The following is a 17,215-nucleotide window of genomic DNA, read 5'->3' as shown; positions in this document are numbered from 1 at the left end:
TCTCGTGGAACCATGCAGCTCTCGTGGTGAATTACATGGTCGCGGATATCGGAGCACTTGACCGGGCGAAAGGTCCCAAGTCCGACGTGCAGGGTTACCCACGTTATCGAAACGCCGGTCTCGTCTTTTACCCTCTCCAGCAGCGCCTCGGTGAAGTGAAGGCTTGCCGTAGGCGCGGCGGAAGATCCGTCGTGGGCGGCGAAGACGGTCTGGTATGCCGAGGCCGGAGCGTCGGAGCGAGTGATATAGGGTGGCAGAGGCGTCTCACCGATCCTGTCCAGCAGCTCGTCGACATCAACACCGTCGGGGAAGAGCACGGAACGTACTCCATCGCCTGCGGCAGTGCGCTCCCCTACCGTTAACTCCGTCCCGTCGCTCAGGCTTATGAGTGTTCCACGGCGGAGCCTTCTGCCCGGTTTCACAAGTGCCTCCCATTCCTTCCGCCCGCCGTCCAAGGCCTTCAACAGCAGGATCTCCACCCTGGCGCCTCCGTGGAGTTTCACGCCGTGAAGGCGGGCACGCATCACCCTGGTATCGTTCAGCACCAGCAGGTCGCCTGGACGAAGACACTTCCCGAGGTCATAAAACTGCCTGTGCGTGATTGCGCCGGAGGCACGATCCAAGATCATCAGCCTCGAAGAATCCCTCGGGGTCGCCGGGTTCTGGGCGATCAACTCCTCGGGGAGAGAGTAGTCATATGACTCTATGTCGAAAAGACCGGACATCGGGGTAGTTCGTCACTGCATCTTGTCAAGCTTGGTGCCCGGGTAGTAGAAGTCGAGTATCTGTTTGTGGCTCCACCCCTTGTCAGCCAAGGCCTTCGCCCCCCACTGAGACAGGCCCACTCCGTGTCCCCAGCCTCTGCCGGTGAAGACAAAACAATCCGTCGAGTACGAAGGGGGCGGGCTCGGCTGAGGCTTCGGCAGGGGGCTGACAGCCGGCGTCTCCGGTTTGACGCTTCGCAGCGCCTTGACCAGGTATCCTTTGCGCTTGTCAGGGTTCATCAGCATGTCCATCAACTCCTCCGAGTTGAAAGCGCCCTGTTCCGTCAGCTGGGTCAGTTTCAGCTCCTCGGACGCGCTCATGGGCGTGAGAGATGTAGGTATGTCCGGGAGCGGCTCGCCTGCAGGCGGAGCGGCGGTCGGGATCTCCGCGGGCGGCTGCCGATCGGGCTGCGATTGCGGTATTCTTCCACCGGGAGGGGTGATTGTCATCACGGTGCTCTTGATGACGTTGCTGCCGGCCGCCATGCGGAAGTTATGGCTCTTGAGCGTCTTGGTTCCATTGGTTCCGATAGCGCGAAGCACTGTCGCCCTGCCGTGCGGGTCGGTCTTCTCGACGCGCAGCTCCTGCAGCCGTCCTACGTTGACGCCGGCGGAGCGCAGGGCCCCCTCCACCTGGGCGGGGGTAAGGCGCGTCTCCCAGTGATTGTTTGGCGAGTCTGTCCTGAAGTCCTCCTTTACCCCCTTGAGGTAGGGCATGTCGCCCCCCCAGACAGTGGAGACATCGGCGGTGGCCCCTCCGCTGAAAGAGTGAAAAGGAGTAAACGCGATGCCGCCTCCGTACTTCAGGATCATTCCCCTGGTGGACTTGATGGCCTCGTCGGTCTTCTTGTCCTCAGCGTTGATCCCCCGGTACACCTGAGACGTTATGCCGTCTCGAAGGTCGAACCCCCCCTTGCCCTTGTTGTTGAGCACGCTTCTAAGGGCGTATGTCCTTGATATGATCGCCTGAGCCTTCAACGCCTCCATCGACCAGGCGGGGTTCACCTCCATCTTCAGCACGCCCCTGAGGTACTCCTCGAGATCGATTACGTTGAGAAGCGTCACGCCCGAACCGGACGCGACCAGGCGAAGGGACCCCCGGTAACGCCTTCCGTTGAACGACAGGGGGTGCCCCGAAGAGAGGCTCACAGGCAGCTTCAGCAGAAGCTTCCCCGCGGATACGCAGCCCTTCGCCGATGCTTTGAAATCGACCGACTTGCCGACCGAATGTTTTTTCCCGCCTGAGTCGACCACGGTGATGGCCGATTCGCTCTTTACCGATACGGATGCCTGCCCTATCGCGAGCCCCACGGACACGTTCCTGGCAAGAGCCGGAGACTGGAGCATGAGAATAAGCAGAAAAACGGCGAAAAGCAGAGAAAGAGTCGAAGCCGGAGCTCCCTTGTTCTTGTCCTTCAACATAAGCACTCCTCCGAATAAAGGCTATTTCAGAAACCTGAAGATGATATTTATCACGACCGTCAGCAAAACGCTGAGGATTATCATGCTCGTGAAGGGGGCAAAGACGGTGAGCCCCTTTCGGCTGAAGGAGATGTCGCCTGGCAGTTTGCCGAAGAAGCCGGTATACCTGCCGAGAAGCAGGAGAAGAACGCCCGACAGCACCAGGATGCAGCCCGCTGCGATCAGGGCCCTCCCGATGGAGTTCACGATTCGGCCTCCTCCTCTTCCGAGGGAAGGGGCAGACGCCACTGCTCCTGGTCTTCCGATGGAGGCTCCTTGCCCAGGTAGGCCCAGCTGTTCCTGGTGGCCCTTCTGCCCCTGGGGGTCCTCTCGATGAAGCCTCGCTGAATCAGAAAGGGCTCGTATATATCCTCTATGGTCTGCACCTCCTCGTTGAGGGCCGCTCCCAGAGTTGAGAGCCCGACGGGACCTCCGTCGAAGAGCTCGACGATCACCCTCAATATCCTCCTGTCGCCCTCGTCCAGCCCCATGTCGTCCAGCCCGAGCATATCCATCGCCGCTCCCGCAAGGGCCACGTCGATGGCCCCGGTGGATCTGACCTCGGCCACGTCCCGAACTCTTCGGAGGAGGCGAAGGGCGATTCGCGGAGTGCCCCTGGAGCGGCGTGCGATCTCCTTCGATGCGTCATCCTGTATCTCGGTGCCCAGAACCCTGGCCCCCCTTGTCACGATCCTCCGCAGCTCGTCGTCCGTGTAGGGTGACAGCTGCTCCACTATACCAAAACGGGCGCGCAGCGGCGAGGTGAGCAGACCCAGTCTCGTGGTGGCGCCCACGAGGGTGAAGCCGGGGAGCGGCAGGCAGATGTTGTTCGCCAGCGGCCCCTTCCCCACGATGATATGGAGCGCGTAGTCCTCCATAGCCGGGTATAGTATCTCCTCGACGTTCGTGGGTAGCCTGTGTATCTCGTCTATGAAGAGCACGTCGTTCGGCTCCAGGTTCGAGAGAATGGCCGCGAGATCCCCGGTCCTCTCCAGGGAGGGGCCTGTCGTGACGCGCAGCTGTCCTCCCATCTCGCGGGCTATGATCCCCGCGAGGGTCGTCTTTCCCAGCCCGGGAGGCCCGTAAAGGAGGGTGTGGTCCAGCGCCTCTCTCCTCTGCCTGGCCGCCTTTATGAAGATCGACAGTTTCTCCTTCAGTTTCTCCTGGCCCAAAAACTCGCCGAGCGACTGAGGGCGAAGGGTGCTTTCGTCCTCTCCCGGCCCGTCGTTCGGGTCCAGGAAGCGATTTATGGCTGCCGTCATACCTGTCACCTCAGTGTCGCTTCAGTTCCTTGAGGGCGAGCCGGATGATCTTTTCCTCCGTGAGCTCCTCGTCCTCGAGAAGGCCTGACTTTTTCAGCTTGGATATCATCTCTCTCACTTCGTTTTGGGCGAATCCAAGCGTGCGTAGGGCCTCGATGGCCGTGGCGAATTTTTCGTCACGCGGAGAGACAGGCCCCGTCAACAGTTCCCCTTCCGCATCCGTCAAATGTGGACGCATCTCGAAGCATAGCCGCTCGGCCGTCTTGCGGCCCACGCCGGGAACTCTCATCATGGCTTTTATATCCGAGGACACTATCCACGAGACTATGTGCTCCGAGGAGGCGAACTTCAGGATGTTCATCGCCATCTTTCCGCCCACGCCCTTCACAGTGATCAGTTTGAGAAATAGATGCCTCTCCCTCTCGTCCGCGAACCCGAACAGTGTGGGGCCAGCGTCGGAGAACTGCACGTGCGTGATGAGGTCCGCGTCCTCTCCCTCCGTGCAGAGGGAAGTGGCCCGTCCCGTGCACAGCAGCTCGAACCCGATGCCGCCGACGTCGAGGACAACCACATTGTCGCATACGGATCTGATCTTGCCCGTCAGAGACCTAAGCATGATCTCTCCTGGCGCCCGATATCCGGCGCTCCTCCGCAAGAAGCGAAAAACCGGTGATGGCCGCACCTATCGCATCGGCGGCGTCGTCCGGTTTTGGAAGATAGGAGAGCCCGAGAAGCCTCTGCGACATCCTCTGAACCTGCTCCTTGGGAGCGGTGCCGTATCCGCACACGGCCAGCTTGATCTGCGAAGGTTTTGGTTCGAAGACAGGAAGGTTGTATCGATCGGCCTGTAAGAGCGCCACGCCTCGGGCCTGCCAGACCGACTCCGCCGTCGTGATGTTCTTTCCGAAGAAGAGCTTCTCTATCGACATGAAATCAGGTGTGCACTCCTCGATATGATCCCCCAGCTCCTTGAAGATCATGTTCAGGCGCGCCGGCAAAGGCATGCCGGGAGGAGTCTCTATGCAGCCGCAGGAGATCAGGCGAAATACCCGTCCATCCATGGCTACCGCCGCCACTCCCATTCTTCCCAGGCCCGGGTCGATTCCAATGCATCTCAACAACTTGTCAATCGTCCAGGCTTTCCATTATCTCGTCCGGTATGTCGAAGTTGCTGTAGGCGTTCTGGACGTCGTCGTGCTCCTCCAGGAGGTCCATCAGGCGCAGCACTCTCCCGGCCTTCTCGGCATCGTCGACCAGGACCGTATTGCTGGAGATCATCTCCGTCTCGGCTCTCTCCACCACGTACCCCGCCGTTTCCAGGGCCTCCTTGATCCCGCCGAAGGCACCCGGCTCGGAGTGGATGATAAAGCCGTCGCCCTCCTCCTGCATATCTTCGGCGCCCGAGTAGAGAGCCACGGTCATCAGCTCTTCCTCGTCTATATCCTTGCCCGTGACCTCCACTACGCCCTTGCGCTCGAACATCCACGCCACGCTCCCTGACTCGCCCAGGTTGCCGCCGTTCCTCGTCAACAGGGCCCTCATCTCGGAGGCGGTCCTGTTTCTGTTGTCCGTGAGGACCTCGAGCAGTATGGCGACGCCGTTGGGACCGTACGCCTCGTAGACGATCTCCTCGAGCTGCCCGCCCTCCAGCTCCCCGGTGCCTCTCTTTATTCCTCTTATGATATTGTCGTTGGGGACGCTGGCTGCCTTGGCCCGGTCTATCGCCGCCTTGAGACGCATGTTCATGGCCGGATCCGGGCCGCCCTCCCTCGCCGCGACTATTATGGCCTTGACAAGTTTCTGGAAGAGGTTGCCCCTCTTAGCGTCCTGAGCCCCTTTCCTGCGCTTTATATTCGCCCATTTAGAATGGCCCGCCAAAACAATCACTCCTTAAAAATGATCTGTCCTATGGATAACATATCGGGGGGAGCTCTCTCTTGTGCTCCGATGCGCTCGCCATACGGGAAATCCTGGCGGCGGCCTCCTCGTCCACTTTCGTCGACGAGAAGTATGAATCGATCTGGTCGTAGGTCAGTCCCATCTCCTGCTCATCGGTCTGTCCCTCCCACAGTCCCGCGGACGGAGCCTTGGTTATCACCCTTCCCGGGACGCCCAAGTGTTCCGCCAAAAGCCGCACCTCGGACTTCAGGAGGTCAGCGATGGGGAGGAGATCGCACGCGCCGTCACCATGCTTCGTGAAGTAGCCGATCATCCTCTCCGATCTGTTGTCCGTGCCGCAGACGAGAAGCCTTCTGTCCTGGCCAAGCGCGTAAAGCGCCGTCATGCGGAGCCTGGGTTTGATATTCGCGGTGGCGATCGGGGACAGGCCGGCGTTCAACGCCCTTAGGATGGATGTGAAGACGGGTGTAAGGTCGATCTCGGCGAAGGGCAGGTCCAGGGCGGCAGCGACGAGCCTAGCGTCGTCCAGGTCCTCTTTCGAGCTGCCGCAGGGGAGCGAGACTGCGAGCATGTCATCCCCGAATGCCCTCCGGAGGAGAGCCGCGACGACGGCGGAGTCTATCCCGCCGCTGAGCCCGACTATTCCCCCTGCTGCACCCGCGTTGGAAACCTGCTCCTTCAGCCATTTTACGATGGAATCACAGACTTTCGCCGTGTCCCTGCGCTGGTACGACATACGCACACCCACCTTCGTAGATAGCAGTTATCAACCGTATTTTAGCATAATCGACGTGTTCATCGCACTCTTCGGAGAACAATTTCACATGTCGAAAGCGGGGCATCTCCCTTTCCAAAGCAGGCCACCCCCTGTTCTCCCGGAAGTGCGATGATCGTGTAGTGACCGTTTTCAAGCGACCTGACCCTGGCGAAATCAGCCATGGGATAATCGGCGGTGGCACTTTCCGACGGGAAGCAGCAGAGAACCCTCACCCCTGCAAGGGCGAGGAGACGTCCGGCCTCGGACGAAAGAAGCCCCTTCTCGCCAGAGGCCGCGCAAGGTATGCCGCCCGCGTGGAACAGGCTGAATGGAAGGGGGCTGTCGACTTGGAAGGCCGGGGCAGTCGGTTCGATCTCGTTGCCGCCGTCGTCGAATATCACGACCTCGCTCGTTGCCTCGTCCTTGAGAGCGACCGAGTAGGCTACCTTAGATCGGGCCGTCCTTTGCAGTTCCTCTCGACGGGAAAGACGACGAACAAACAGGCGGGCGTAGCTTGAAGAGTTCCCTTCGGACTTCAGCAGGAATGTGGCCGAGATCGGGTACAATAAATGCGCCCCCTTAATCTGTGGTCATTGTATTATACTCCAACTCAAATGGCATGGGAGTGATGCATATGAGCTCATTGGTCCGGTTCGGGGTCGCAGTTCCAAGGGCGATGCTGGAGGAGTTCGACGCGTTTGTAGAGGACAACGGAATGCCCAACAGGTCCGAGGCCTTGCGACAGCTGATCCGAGAGAGGCTGTCGAGAGAGATGTGGACCAGCGGTGCAGGCGTCGTCTATGGGACTGTCACGATAATGTACGACCATCACGGAAAGGATACCATGTCCGACCTGACGACGCTGCAGCACGACTTCGGGGAGAGCATCGTCTGCACGACCCACGTGCACGTGGATCACCATCACTGCCTGGAGTGCATCGTGGTGAAGGGCGACGCGGGAAGGGTCAGGAGCTTTGTAGCCGCGCTGCGCACTCTCAGGGGACTGAAGAGCATCGAGCCGTCCATCTCGATAGTGCTTTGAGGATCCGGGCTTTGAAAAAAGAGAGGGCGGCGAACCGCCGCCCCGTATGTCACACGCCTCAGGTCGAGCAGGAGGATGCGGCGCACCCGGCGCACTTCCCCTTGGACAGGCTCTCCCCTTCGAGCAGTATCAGGACCTTGCCTCCGCACTCGGGGCAGCGAGGGGCCCTTTCCCTGGCCTCGGCGCGGAACTCCGTCCCGCACGAGGCGCATTTGAAGATTCGGTAGTTTTCATCTGTCATCGACATTCGCCTCCCGGACGGAAATACTTTTCACCGTCTACTGATTGCCGATAGTGGCGACCATTATCGCCTTTATTGAGTGCATGCGATTCTCCGCCTCATCGAAGACCTTGGAGTTGGGCGACTCGAAGACCTCCTCCGTGACCTCCTGTCCCTTGTTGGCGGGCAGGCAGTGAAGGAATATGGTCGAGTCCTTGCCGGACGCCTTCACGAGATTCATGTTGACCTGGTAGGGGGTCAGCAGCCGCAGGCGCTCCTCGGCCTTCGCCTCCTCCCCCATCGACACCCAGACGTCGGTGTAGATGACGTCCGCGCCCTTCATGGCCTGGAGCGGGTCCTCGAAGACTGTGACCGAGCCTCCGTTGCGCTCGGCCATCTCGGTGCACGTGTCGAGGAGCCCCTTCTCGGGAAAGAGGGACTTCGGGGAGGCCACGACGTAGTGCATTCCGAGCTTGGCGCACCCGATCATCAGGGCGTTGGACATGTTGTTCCTTCCGTCGCCGCAGTAGACGAGCCGTATGCCCTTGAGCTGCTTGCCGAAGTTCTCCTGGATCGTGAGGAAGTCGGCGAGGATCTGGGTCGGGTGGTCATCATCGGTCAGTCCGTTCCAGACCGGGATTCCTGCGTACTTCGCCAGATCTTCCACCAGCGACTGAGCGAAGCCGCGATACTGGATGCCGTCGAACATCCTGCCGAGGACTCTCGCCGTGTCCCTGACGTCCTCCTTGCCGCCGAGGTGGATGTCGTTCTTGCCGAGGAACTCCGGGTGTCCTCCCTCGTCGATGCAAGCGACGGTGAAGGCGCACCTGGTCCTGGTGGAGGACTTCTCGAAGATGAGAGCTATGTTCTTTCCCTGCAGCGCCCTCCCGCGCACGCCGGAGCGCTTTTTCGCCTTGAGGTCGGCCGAGAGGTCGAGGAGGTAGTAGATCTCCTCCGGGGTGAAGTCCATAAGGGTTAAAAAACTGCGTCCTTTGAGATTGAAAGCCATGAATCATATTCTCCTTTCGGGTTTTACGTGATAGTTGCAACTCTAGACTCTGCTGAAACGGACGAACTCTTCAAACACTCTCGGGAGCTCGTCCAATGTCACCTCTTTCAAAACCTGGCCTTTCTGGAATATCACGGCGCCCGACGCCGATCCCGCCACGCCGAAGTCGGCGTCCATCGCCTCGCGGGGGCCGTTCACCTCGCAGCCCATGACAGCGACGGAAAGGCCGTCGGGGAGATTTGCGAATGCCGGTTCAAGTATGTTCAGAATGGTTTTTACGTCCAGTCTTTTTCTCCCGCAGGTGGGGCAGGAGATGATGTTCACGCCGCGAGAGCGCAACTCAAGCGCCCTAAGGAGTGAGTACCCCGCCCTTACCTCCTCCTCGGGACTCTCTGTAAGACTGATCCTCAACGTGTCTCCTATGCCCTGCGCGAGCATGAGAGAGAGTCCTGCCGCGCTCTTAACAAGTCCGTCCCTTCCGTATCCCGACTCGGTGATGCCTATGTGCATGGGGAAGTCCGGGTATTTCGACGCCAGCAGCGTGTTCGCCCTTACCGTCTCCATCACGGAGGTCGACTTTGCAGACAGTATTATATCGTAAAAGCCCTCTGAAAGCAGTATTTGAAGCTGCTCCTCCACCGCCGATGCCAGGGCGTCGGAGCGCACTCCGCCGGCCTCCCTGATCTGGGAGTTCGACAGGGAGCCTCCGTTCGCGCCTATGCGGATGGGGGTTCTCTTCTCCCTCGCCGATGCGACTATGTCCCTCAGGCATGAGATGGACATGTTCCCGGGGTTTATCCTGACCGACGGGATCCCCGCCTCGAGCGCCGCCAGGGCTAGTGCGCCGTCGAAGTGAATGTCGGCCATCAAGGGGATCGGCGAGTTCTCTCCAAGCCATTCGAGATCGTCAAGTAGCTCCATCGAGGGGAAAGCGGCCCTCGCAAGCTCGCAGCCGACTTTTTTCAAGGAGACGCACTGCTCCAAACACTCCTCTCTGCGCGACAGGGGGATCTTGAGCATGCTCTCCACGCGGACAGGCGCTCCTCCACCTATCTGAAGCCCTTGAATAACAACTTTTCTTTTGCTCACCGCCCTACCTCCATCCGAACACATTGACAATGTCCTGCCAGGTTACGTATATGATCAGCATTATCAGCAGGACGAATCCCGACATGTGGATGAAGTTCTCCAGCTTCTCGGGCACTCGTCGTCTCAGTATCATCTCGCCCACGGTAAACACCAGACGCCCTCCGTCCAGTGCCGGGAAGGGAAAGAGGTTCAGAAGCCCCAGGTTCAGGTTGATGAGGGCCAGGAAGGTGACGAAGGTCCATAGGCCTTTCCTCGCGGCCTCTCCGGCCATCGAGGCGATGCCGACCGGTCCCGCCACGTCCACTTTCTCTGCGCCGATGATGAAGCGAATTATGCTTCGAAGCATCTCCACCGTCATTTCGACCGTGTAGGAAAGCGCCGAGGTAAGAGCCTCGCCCGCCGGGTAGCGTTTCAGGGCCGGCCTTATCCCCAGGAGGGTGATTCCCTGCTCGTCCGGGGGTATTGTCACGGACATGGCGATCCTCTCGCCGTCCCGCTCAAGTGCTATGTCCACTGGCCCCTTGGCGGCGGCGGCGCGAATTCCCTCGGACATCTCCCTCCACGACGAGACATCCTGTCCCGCGATCGCCAGCAACCTGTCCCCGGGCAGGACCCCGGCGGATTGAGCCGGATAACCCTCGATGATCTCCCCCACCGTCGTGGTGGTCAGGTCCAGGACTCCGTGCCCGTACAGGAAGGTCGCGGTCAGCAGCATTGCGAGGAGTATGTTGAAGAGGGAGCCGTTAAAAAGCACGAGAAAGCGCTTCCAGGGGGCCTTGTCGTAGAACCCCTTCCCCTCCGCGACCTCCTCGCCGTCCCTCTCCTCCCCCATGCCGGCCAGTCGTACGAATCCCCCGACGGGAAGGGCGCGCAGGGACCACGTCGTGTTCCGGCCGGCTCGCTGCGCCAACAAGGGGCCCATGCCGAAGGAGAACTCGTGAACCTGTACATCCAGCATGCGGGCCGTGATGAAGTGCCCCGTCTCGTGCACTATGACGCAGACTCCTATTACAAATAGAAATGATATTAGACTAGCCATTATTTACGTCTCCTCAGCACTGCAGAAACCTATGTAAACACTTCCGAAGCCATGAGCCTGCCCTCTTCAATTATGGCCAGGGCGTGCTCAAGGCTTGAAGGAGCAGGGCCTGCGTATTTTTCCAGCACGATCTTGACAACTGCGGGTATGTCCATGAATCCTATCTCCCCTGATAGAAACCTGCCTACCGCGACCTCGTCCGCTCCTACCAACAGAGCCGGATAAGCGCCGCCTTTTCGGGCGGTCTCCCGGGCCAGCCGGATGCATGGGAAACGCGCCTCGTCCGGAGATTCGAATGACAGTGTCATCCCTTCGAGCGAGGGTGTGTTTCCCCTGTCACCAGGGCTTCGTTCAGGGTGGAAGAGAGCGGACAGGGCGGGGATGCCCATGTCGGGCGCAGATGCGCACATGTGAAACGTCCCGTCGGAGAATCGAACGATGCCGTGTATGAAGGGGTTCGGCGAGACCACCGCATTGACCCTGTCCGGGGGGAGGGAGAAGAGGTACATGGCCTCCAGCAGCTCTATCCCCTTGTTCATGAGAGTAGCGCTGTCCACGCTGATCTTCGCTCCCATGTTCCATACGGGGTGAGCCACGGCCATCGAGGGTGTCACGGCATGGAGCTGTTCATGCGAGTATCCGAGAAACGGGCCGCCGGACGCGGTAAGCACTATCTCCTCGACATGGGCCGGATCCTCGCCCTGGAGGCACTGCCAGATGGCATTGTGTTCGCTGTCGAGCGGGCGCAGTTGGTCCTTCCCGGCGACCATAGGCATTATCCACGGGCCGGCGGCGACTATGCTCTCCTTGTTCGCGAGGGAGATCTCCTTGCCGCTTTTCAGGGCCTCGACGAGGGCGCCTATCGCCCCGGTGCCCGACGAGGCGACGACCACGTGGTCGATGTCGGGGGCGGACGCGGGGAGCGAAAGACCCCCCTCGCCCGACAGCACCCTCGGCATCGGGGCATTCGTCCAGGCGCTCGACAGGCGATCGACGCATCTCTCCGCAGCCGTTCCGTCCGACAGGACCAGGGTCGGACATGAGAATTCCGCGGCCAGTCGGACGATCTCATCCACCGAAGAGCGGGCCGCAAGGGCGGCTACCTCGAAGCGCTCCGGGAACATTCGACACACGGACAGAACCGAGGCGCCCACGCTGCCGGTGCATCCTATTATGTAAAGACTCTTTCTTCTCATCTCAGGATCACCCCGAAGAGGGTGTAGATCAGCAGCCCGTTGATCAGGACGCTGTCGAACCTGTCCAGCACTCCTCCGTGCCCGGGGATTATGTTTCCACTGTCCTTCACCCAACTCTCCCTTTTGATCACAGACTCGGCGAGGTCTCCCAGCTGTCCCGCAAAGCCGCAGATCAACCCCACGAAGAGGAAGGGAACCGGGGGGATCTCCAACACGAAGGCCAAGAGCACGCTCGCCAGGATGGCGGCGGAGAAGCCCCCGATGAAGCCCTCCCAGGTCTTGTTCGGGCTGATGTTTTCGCAAAGAGGCGTATGTCCCCATTTCGATCCGATGAGATAGGCGGCCACATCGCAGCCCCACGTCGAGATGAACATGGCGAAAAGCAGCAATCCTCCTCCCGGCAGACGGCGCAGCAGGATTATGAAGGCCCAGGGAATGGTGATGTAGACTATGCCGGAGATCGTACCTCCCATGTTCCATATTGCGAAGCTCTCTCCTCTGACCTGCCTCCTTATTATCTCGATGAAGAGCACTGCGAAGGAGGATACGCTGAGCACGAGCACCAGCGATACGGGATGTATCCCCTCGGAGGCGGAGAAGAATATCAGGCCCGAGGTGATAAACCCTATCCCCTTCGATACCTTGAACTTCCTCGAAAGCATTCCGTAGTATTCAGCGAGCGAGAGCAGCGCCACGGCGGATGAGAAGAAGACCCAGATCATTCCCCCCGCGTACAGCGAGCTCATCGTCCCGGCGACTATTACCAGCGAGCTGCCCCCTCGGACGGCCAGCTCTTTGAACTGATCATCTGAGAGCGCCATATCGTCTCTCTTTGTTCCTATAGAATTCCAACGCCTTCCCCAGTTCTTCGCCGTCGAAGTCGGGCCAGAGCACGTCGGTGAAATAGAGCTCGCTGTAGGAGCTCTGCCAGAGCCAGAAGTTGCTTATCCTCGTCTCTCCACTGGTGCGGATCACCAGATCAGGGTCAGGGACGTCCGGAAGGTATAGAAAGTTACGAAAAACCTCCTCCGTCAGGGGTGGTCGCACCTCGGACCGGATCATTTTTTCAACTGCATGGAGGATCTCCTGCCTTCCTCCGTAGTTGAAACAGGGTATCATTGTCAGCCCGGTGTTGTCCTTCGTCTTCTCCTCCGCCCATGCCATAAGCTCCGTTATCTCCCCGGGGAGTCCCTCTCTGAAGCCGGCGAACCGGAGCCTGCCGTTTCTGCCGTGAAACTCCTCGATCTTCCGGGTCAGGGCGAACTTGAAGATGCTCATGAGCCCCATGATCTCCTTTTCGGGCCTCTTCCAGTTCTCCGTTGAAAAAGCGTAGAACGAGATGAACTTTATCCCGATGGCACCGGCGGCGTCCACGGTCCTCTCGAGCGCCTTGACTCCGGCCCTGTGCCCCAGGAGGCGGGGCAGACGCCTCTTTTTCGCCCACCTCCCGTTTCCATCCATTATCACCGCAACGTGAACGGGCAAGGAATCGCTTTGCGTCAGCTAGAACACCCCCTCTTCCGCCGTCAAGGCATCAAGCTTTTCCTTCACGGCGATTATATCCTGCCAAGTCAGCTCCTTCGGACTGCCCTTCTTCCTGGAGTCGTTTCGCAGAAGATAGCTCGGGTGAAACATCGGAAACAGGAGTATTCCCCGCCATGGAAACCAGCGGCCCCTGAGGGAGGAGATGCCCTCGGACGTCTTCATCAGCCATTTAAGTGCAGTGTTCCCGAGGCAAACTACGATCTTAGGCCTCAAAAGGGCAAGCTGCGCCTCCAGGAAGGGGTTGCAGGCCATCATCTCCTTGGCCAACGGGATCCTGTTGTTTGGAGGCCTGCATTTCACTATGTTGGTTATGAAGACGTCCTCTCTCTCTATATCCGCCGCCTGAAGGATGGCGGTGAGCAGTTTCCCGGCCCGACCGACGAAGGCCGTTCCCTGTTCGTCCTCGTCCGCTCCGGGGCCTTCGCCCACGAATACGAGGGAGGACGAGCGATTTCCCTGTCCGAAGACCGTGTTCTTCCTGCCTCGACACAGATCGCAGGCGGTACAGGACCTCACTCGTCCTTCGAGTTCCTCCCACGCACTCTGCCGGCTGATGCCACCCGATAGGTTGCTCATTGCAGCTTTACCTCCACGATACGTATATCCACTCCGGCGACGTCCATCCCGGTGAAATAGCCGACCGCCGATGCCACCTTCTTCTGGTTGACGAGCCCCAGCATGTGAAAATCCATCCTGCCGGGTACAACCTGAAGGGAAACTTCTATAAGCACGGAGTCTCCCTTGTATCTCACCCGTATGTCCTTGATGGCCGTCACCTGCGGATTTGAAAACAGAACCCTCTTTACAAGGTCGAGCACTGCGGACGATTCTATGGTGAGATCGCCGATGAAACTGAAGGGAGGTCTTACTATTGTGCGCTCCCCCTCCTCCCTGTCCACGCTTCTGAAGAGCCCTCTCAGGTGCCCGACCAGCTTGCCTGCGAAGTTCCTCCGTATCTGGGTTCTCGACGCCGGTATCACATGCTGTCTCTTCTCGTGCCTCTCTCGTCTGGCGTTTATTATCTCCTCCGGGGAGGCGACCTCCGTTATATCGATTATCAGCTCCGGTGGCGGGAGCCTCAGGGCCTTTGTGATCTTCTCCGCCATGGAGATGGAGGTGGCGATTACCATGAGTTTTTTCGGCCTTTTCTTCTCGAGAAAGGCATGGACCGCCTTCCTGTGGTCGGGGAACTGGAAAAGGGCCCTTCTTATCGCCCGGACGAGGTTTTTCTCCGCCTTGGCGCTCTTCCCCGCCATTATTCTTCCTCTGGCGATCAGCAGCCCGTCGTCAATTATGTACTCCACTTCGTTCTCCAAGGCGACCATCTGCGCCCGCTGACTCTTGCCCGTGCCCGCCGGGCCTACGAATGCAATCACCCTTATGGGAAGAGTACCGTTCAAGGACATCGCCCGCTTTTTATCACTTTCGTTGCCGGTTTACAATCATGGTGATGCAGTCACGGAACCGCCCTTGAGCTCCTCGGTGGAGGGTAGAATCGTGATGTCTGCGCCGATGGCCTTGAGCTTCTCCTCGATCTTCTCGTACCCTCTGAAGACGTGACCCAGGTTTCGAACGCAGGTCGCGTCGTGCGCGGACAGACCTGCGATGATCAGCGCCGCTCCTGCGCGCAGGTCGGTCGCGACCACGTCGGCGCCGGCCAGGGCCTCCACCCCGTTGATGATCGCCGAGTTGCTCTGGATGTCGATCTTCGCTCCCATCTTGTTCAGCTCGCTGACATGAAGGAAGCGGGATTGGAAGACGCTCTCCTGGACTATGCTCGTCCCCTCCGCTAGGCAGAGAGCCACCATGACCTGCGGCTGCAGGTCGGTGGGGAACCCGGGATAGGGCAGGGTCTTCAGGGATACCGCCTTGAGCCTCTGCGAGGGGTGAATCGTTACCTCGGTATCATTGATCGTGAGGGAGGCGCCCGCCTCCTCCAGCTTCGCCAGGAGGGAGTCTATATGGTTGGGAATTATGTTCGACACAGTGACCTCTCCGTTCGTGGCCGCCCCCGCAAGTATGTACGTGGATGCCTCTATCCTGTCGGGGATGATCGTCACTCCGGCGCTGCTCAGGGAATCGACGCCATGGACCCTGACTACGCCGGTGCCGTCCGCCTCGATCACCGCGCCCATGGAGCGAAGAGCCTCCACCAGGTTGAATATCTCGGGCTCGCGGGCCGTGTTCTCCAACACTGTCTCCCCCTTGGCGAACACTGCCGCCATCATCAGGTTCTCCGTGGCGCCCACCGAGGGGAAGTCGAGGTAGATCCGGCAACCCTTCAGGCCGTTTGCCCGGGCGTGCACGGCCCCGTGCACGAGCTCGATAGTGGCGCCCATCCTAGTCAGTCCCTTCAGGTGCAGATCGATCGGACGGCTCCCTATCGAGCAGCCCCCGGGGAGTGGCATCACGGCCCTGCCGCATCGAGCGAGCAGCGGCCCGAGGACAAGCGAGGAAGCGCGCATCTTCCTCACCAGGTCCGGAGGTGTCTCCCACGAGATCTCCGTGGGAGTTGAGATCTCCATCACCTGGTCGTTGAAGACCACCGACGCGCCCAGGCTTCGGAGGAGATCCGCCATTGTTACCACGTCCAGAAGGTTGGGGACCCTGTTCAGCGTAAGTTTTTCCCCCTTGAGCAGTATTGCGGCCGCCATGACGGGAAGAGCCGCGTTTTTCGCTCCCTGTGCGAAGATCCTGCCTTTCAGCGGGTTGCCGCCGATAATTTTCATTTTAGATTCCACGTTCATATTCCCCCTGAGAAAAAAATAGGAAATACCGGTAGGATGCATTGCTCATCCTGTCCGACATGCGAAGAATCGTTTTATCGCATCCACGATCTTTTCGGAGGCATTCCCGCGTCCGAAAGGGTATTTGCCCCTGTTGACCAAGCTCTCCCTGAAGGAGTCGTCCGAAAGTATTCGCAGGGCGGTGCTTGCTATTCTGCCCCTATCGGTGCCGACGAGCAACGCCGTGCCCTCCTCAAGCGCCTCAGGCCTCTCGGAGGTGTCCCTCATTACAAGAAGAGGGATTTTCAGCTCGGCGGTCTCCTCCTGTACCCCGCCGCTGTCGCTCAGGATCAACGAGCTCCTCTTCATGACCCGGACGAAATCCGGATAATCCAAAGGTTCCGTCAGGATCACCCTCTCCGCCCCGCCCAGGAAACGACGGATAACCTCCCGCACCGACGGGTTCTTGTGGAGCGGGATCAACACCCTCGCCTCTTTATCCTGTTCCAGTATGTCGAGAATCGCCTTGCAGATGGACTCCAAGGGGGCCCCCCACGACTCCCTCCTGTGCGCTGTCATTAGAATAAGACGTCCCGAGAAATCCTCCAGGGGATGCAGCTCCCGGCTTGGGGCGCGATCTATCTTCAAGGTCTGTTTTAGCGCATCGATCACGGTGTTGCCGGTGACGATCAGGGTCTCTTCAGATACGGGCAGTCCTTCTTCGCGAAGGTTTTCCGCCGCCCTCGGCGTAGGTGCGAACCAGAGGGAGGCCAATCGGTCCGTGAGCACCCTGTTGGCCTCCTCGGGGAAGGGGCTGCGCATATCGCCGCTTCTCAGGCCGGCCTCGACGTGTCCGACGGGAATTCCCCTGTAAAAACCCGCTAGCGCCGACGCGAAGGTAGTTGAGGTGTCCCCATGGACGAGCACCAGGTCCTGCGGGTTCTCGTCCAGGAACGACCCAACCCCGTTCAGGACCTTTGACGTAATGGCGTCCAGCGACTGCCGCTCCTCCATTATCGATAGATTCACGTCCGCGCATATTCCGAAAAAGCTCAGAGATTGATTCAGCATGTGAAGGTGCTGCCCGGTTGAGATAACAGCGACCCTGAAGCCCTCCCTGCGAAGGGCCTGTATCAGGGGTGCCATTTTTATTCCCTCCGGGCGAGTCCCGACGACGCAAGCGATTCGTTTAGTATCTGTACTCAT

21 protein-coding genes are annotated in these 17,215 nt (G+C 59.6%); 1 reads left to right on the top strand and 20 read right to left on the bottom strand.

Going from position 1 to position 17,215, the window contains the following annotated elements:
• From GX181_06880 to GX181_06840, 9 genes are all read right to left on the bottom strand, one after another.
• On the bottom strand, positions 1 to 725 hold a 725-nt coding region (locus GX181_06880; protein ID NLM71665.1), incomplete at its 3' end, for an S-adenosylmethionine:tRNA ribosyltransferase-isomerase.
• A gap of 12 nt (positions 726 to 737) precedes the next feature.
• The gene (locus GX181_06875) at positions 738 to 2,186 is read right to left on the bottom strand and encodes a SpoIID/LytB domain-containing protein (GenBank protein NLM71664.1); all 1,449 of its coding nucleotides are present in this window, start codon (positions 2,184 to 2,186) and stop codon (positions 738 to 740) included.
• A 21-nt stretch (positions 2,187 to 2,207) separates the two neighbouring features.
• A complete protein-coding gene (locus GX181_06870; GenBank protein NLM71663.1) occupies positions 2,208 to 2,432 on the bottom strand; it encodes a DUF2905 domain-containing protein in 225 nt (74 codons plus the stop codon).
• On the bottom strand, positions 2,429 to 3,487 hold the full coding sequence (ruvB, locus tag GX181_06865; protein NLM71662.1) for a Holliday junction branch migration DNA helicase RuvB: 1,059 nt from the start codon (positions 3,485 to 3,487) through the stop codon (positions 2,429 to 2,431). Before ruvB ends, GX181_06870 begins: the two co-directional genes overlap by 4 nt.
• A 10-nt stretch (positions 3,488 to 3,497) precedes the next feature.
• Positions 3,498 to 4,103 carry a Holliday junction branch migration protein RuvA gene (ruvA, locus tag GX181_06860; GenBank protein ID NLM71661.1) on the bottom strand — a complete coding sequence of 202 codons (606 nt, stop codon included), beginning with the start codon at positions 4,101 to 4,103 and terminating at the stop codon, positions 3,498 to 3,500.
• Positions 4,096 to 4,605 (bottom strand): crossover junction endodeoxyribonuclease RuvC, encoded by a 510-nt coding sequence (gene ruvC, locus GX181_06855; GenBank protein ID NLM71660.1) that lies wholly within the window; start codon positions 4,603 to 4,605, stop codon positions 4,096 to 4,098. Before ruvC ends, ruvA begins: the two co-directional genes overlap by 8 nt.
• Before the next feature lie 7 nt (positions 4,606 to 4,612).
• Positions 4,613 to 5,365 carry a YebC/PmpR family DNA-binding transcriptional regulator gene (locus tag GX181_06850; GenBank protein ID NLM71659.1) on the bottom strand — a complete coding sequence of 251 codons (753 nt, stop codon included), beginning with the start codon at positions 5,363 to 5,365 and terminating at the stop codon, positions 4,613 to 4,615.
• A gap of 28 nt (positions 5,366 to 5,393) precedes the next feature.
• Positions 5,394 to 6,122 (bottom strand): NAD(+) synthase, encoded by a 729-nt coding sequence (gene nadE / locus GX181_06845; protein NLM71658.1) that lies wholly within the window; start codon positions 6,120 to 6,122, stop codon positions 5,394 to 5,396.
• 59 nt (positions 6,123 to 6,181) lie between these two features.
• Positions 6,182 to 6,709: a hypothetical protein gene (locus GX181_06840; GenBank protein NLM71657.1), complete on the bottom strand. Its 528-nt coding sequence runs from the start codon at positions 6,707 to 6,709 to the stop codon at positions 6,182 to 6,184.
• A 68-nt stretch (positions 6,710 to 6,777) separates the two neighbouring features.
• Here GX181_06840 and nikR point away from each other — a divergent pair, with 68 nt between their 5' ends.
• Positions 6,778 to 7,185: a nickel-responsive transcriptional regulator NikR gene (nikR, locus tag GX181_06835; GenBank protein ID NLM71656.1), complete on the top strand. Its 408-nt coding sequence runs from the start codon at positions 6,778 to 6,780 to the stop codon at positions 7,183 to 7,185.
• A gap of 58 nt (positions 7,186 to 7,243) precedes the next feature.
• On the opposite strand, the gene GX181_06830 is transcribed toward nikR, so the two are convergent.
• The 11 genes from GX181_06830 to wecB are packed head-to-tail and all read right to left on the bottom strand — an operon-like array spanning position 7,244 to position 17,215.
• On the bottom strand, positions 7,244 to 7,426 hold the full coding sequence (locus GX181_06830) for a hypothetical protein (GenBank protein ID NLM71655.1): 183 nt from the start codon (positions 7,424 to 7,426) through the stop codon (positions 7,244 to 7,246).
• Positions 7,427 to 7,463: 37 nt separating this feature from the next.
• Positions 7,464 to 8,414: an ornithine carbamoyltransferase gene (gene argF, locus GX181_06825; GenBank protein ID NLM71654.1), complete on the bottom strand. Its 951-nt coding sequence runs from the start codon at positions 8,412 to 8,414 to the stop codon at positions 7,464 to 7,466.
• A gap of 42 nt (positions 8,415 to 8,456) precedes the next feature.
• Positions 8,457 to 9,527: a (E)-4-hydroxy-3-methylbut-2-enyl-diphosphate synthase gene (gene ispG, locus GX181_06820; GenBank protein ID NLM71653.1), complete on the bottom strand. Its 1,071-nt coding sequence runs from the start codon at positions 9,525 to 9,527 to the stop codon at positions 8,457 to 8,459.
• Positions 9,508 to 10,545, bottom strand: a complete 1,038-nt coding sequence (rseP, locus tag GX181_06815; GenBank protein NLM71652.1) for an RIP metalloprotease RseP — start codon at positions 10,543 to 10,545, stop codon at positions 9,508 to 9,510. Before rseP ends, ispG begins: the two co-directional genes overlap by 20 nt.
• Positions 10,546 to 10,571: 26 nt before the next feature.
• Complete coding sequence (locus GX181_06810; GenBank protein NLM71651.1) at positions 10,572 to 11,738, bottom strand: 1-deoxy-D-xylulose-5-phosphate reductoisomerase; 1,167 nt, start codon at positions 11,736 to 11,738, stop codon at positions 10,572 to 10,574.
• The gene (locus GX181_06805) at positions 11,735 to 12,559 is read right to left on the bottom strand and encodes a phosphatidate cytidylyltransferase (GenBank protein ID NLM71650.1); all 825 of its coding nucleotides are present in this window, start codon (positions 12,557 to 12,559) and stop codon (positions 11,735 to 11,737) included. The genes GX181_06810 and GX181_06805 overlap by 4 nt, the downstream gene beginning before the upstream one ends.
• Complete coding sequence (gene uppS / locus GX181_06800) at positions 12,543 to 13,199, bottom strand: di-trans,poly-cis-decaprenylcistransferase (protein ID NLM71649.1); 657 nt, start codon at positions 13,197 to 13,199, stop codon at positions 12,543 to 12,545. The genes GX181_06805 and uppS overlap by 17 nt, the downstream gene beginning before the upstream one ends.
• A 42-nt stretch (positions 13,200 to 13,241) precedes the next feature.
• Positions 13,242 to 13,859, bottom strand: coding sequence for a uracil-DNA glycosylase (locus GX181_06795; GenBank protein NLM71648.1), 618 nt, complete (start codon positions 13,857 to 13,859; stop codon positions 13,242 to 13,244).
• On the bottom strand, positions 13,856 to 14,689 hold the full coding sequence (locus GX181_06790) for a hypothetical protein (protein ID NLM71647.1): 834 nt from the start codon (positions 14,687 to 14,689) through the stop codon (positions 13,856 to 13,858). Before GX181_06790 ends, GX181_06795 begins: the two co-directional genes overlap by 4 nt.
• Before the next feature lie 36 nt (positions 14,690 to 14,725).
• Complete coding sequence (gene murA, locus GX181_06785; protein NLM71646.1) at positions 14,726 to 16,030, bottom strand: UDP-N-acetylglucosamine 1-carboxyvinyltransferase; 1,305 nt, start codon at positions 16,028 to 16,030, stop codon at positions 14,726 to 14,728.
• 45 nt (positions 16,031 to 16,075) lie between these two features.
• On the bottom strand, positions 16,076 to 17,215 hold the full coding sequence (gene wecB, locus GX181_06780; GenBank protein NLM71645.1) for a UDP-N-acetylglucosamine 2-epimerase (non-hydrolyzing): 1,140 nt from the start codon (positions 17,213 to 17,215) through the stop codon (positions 16,076 to 16,078).

The organism is Synergistaceae bacterium (genome assembly GCA_012521675.1).
Taxonomy (GTDB): domain Bacteria; phylum Synergistota; class Synergistia; order Synergistales; family Aminobacteriaceae; genus JAAYLU01.
Note: the sequence above shows the minus strand (reverse complement) of the source record. Positions and strands in the feature narration are given on the sequence as shown.

Coding starts and splice junctions, on each gene's coding strand:
- GX181_06875 (NLM71664.1), bottom strand. CDS start 2,186: ATGTTGAAGGACAAGAACAAGGGAGCTCCGGCTTCGACTCTTTCTCTG.
- ruvB (NLM71662.1), bottom strand. CDS start 3,487: ATGACGGCAGCCATAAATCGCTTCCTGGACCCGAACGACGGGCCGGGA.
- ruvA (NLM71661.1), bottom strand. CDS start 4,103: ATGCTTAGGTCTCTGACGGGCAAGATCAGATCCGTATGCGACAATGTG.
- nadE (NLM71658.1), bottom strand. CDS start 6,122: ATGTCGTACCAGCGCAGGGACACGGCGAAAGTCTGTGATTCCATCGTA.
- nikR (NLM71656.1), top strand. CDS start 6,778: ATGAGCTCATTGGTCCGGTTCGGGGTCGCAGTTCCAAGGGCGATGCTG.
- GX181_06830 (NLM71655.1), bottom strand. CDS start 7,426: ATGACAGATGAAAACTACCGAATCTTCAAATGCGCCTCGTGCGGGACG.
- argF (NLM71654.1), bottom strand. CDS start 8,414: ATGGCTTTCAATCTCAAAGGACGCAGTTTTTTAACCCTTATGGACTTC.
- ispG (NLM71653.1), bottom strand. CDS start 9,527: ATGTGTTCGGATGGAGGTAGGGCGGTGAGCAAAAGAAAAGTTGTTATT.
- GX181_06810 (NLM71651.1), bottom strand. CDS start 11,738: ATGAGAAGAAAGAGTCTTTACATAATAGGATGCACCGGCAGCGTGGGC.
- GX181_06805 (NLM71650.1), bottom strand. CDS start 12,559: ATGGCGCTCTCAGATGATCAGTTCAAAGAGCTGGCCGTCCGAGGGGGC.
- uppS (NLM71649.1), bottom strand. CDS start 13,199: ATGGATGGAAACGGGAGGTGGGCGAAAAAGAGGCGTCTGCCCCGCCTC.
- GX181_06795 (NLM71648.1), bottom strand. CDS start 13,859: ATGAGCAACCTATCGGGTGGCATCAGCCGGCAGAGTGCGTGGGAGGAA.
- GX181_06790 (NLM71647.1), bottom strand. CDS start 14,689: ATGTCCTTGAACGGTACTCTTCCCATAAGGGTGATTGCATTCGTAGGC.
- murA (NLM71646.1), bottom strand. CDS start 16,030: ATGAACGTGGAATCTAAAATGAAAATTATCGGCGGCAACCCGCTGAAA.
- wecB (NLM71645.1), bottom strand. CDS start 17,215: ATGAGTACAGATACTAAACGAATCGCTTGCGTCGTCGGGACTCGCCCG.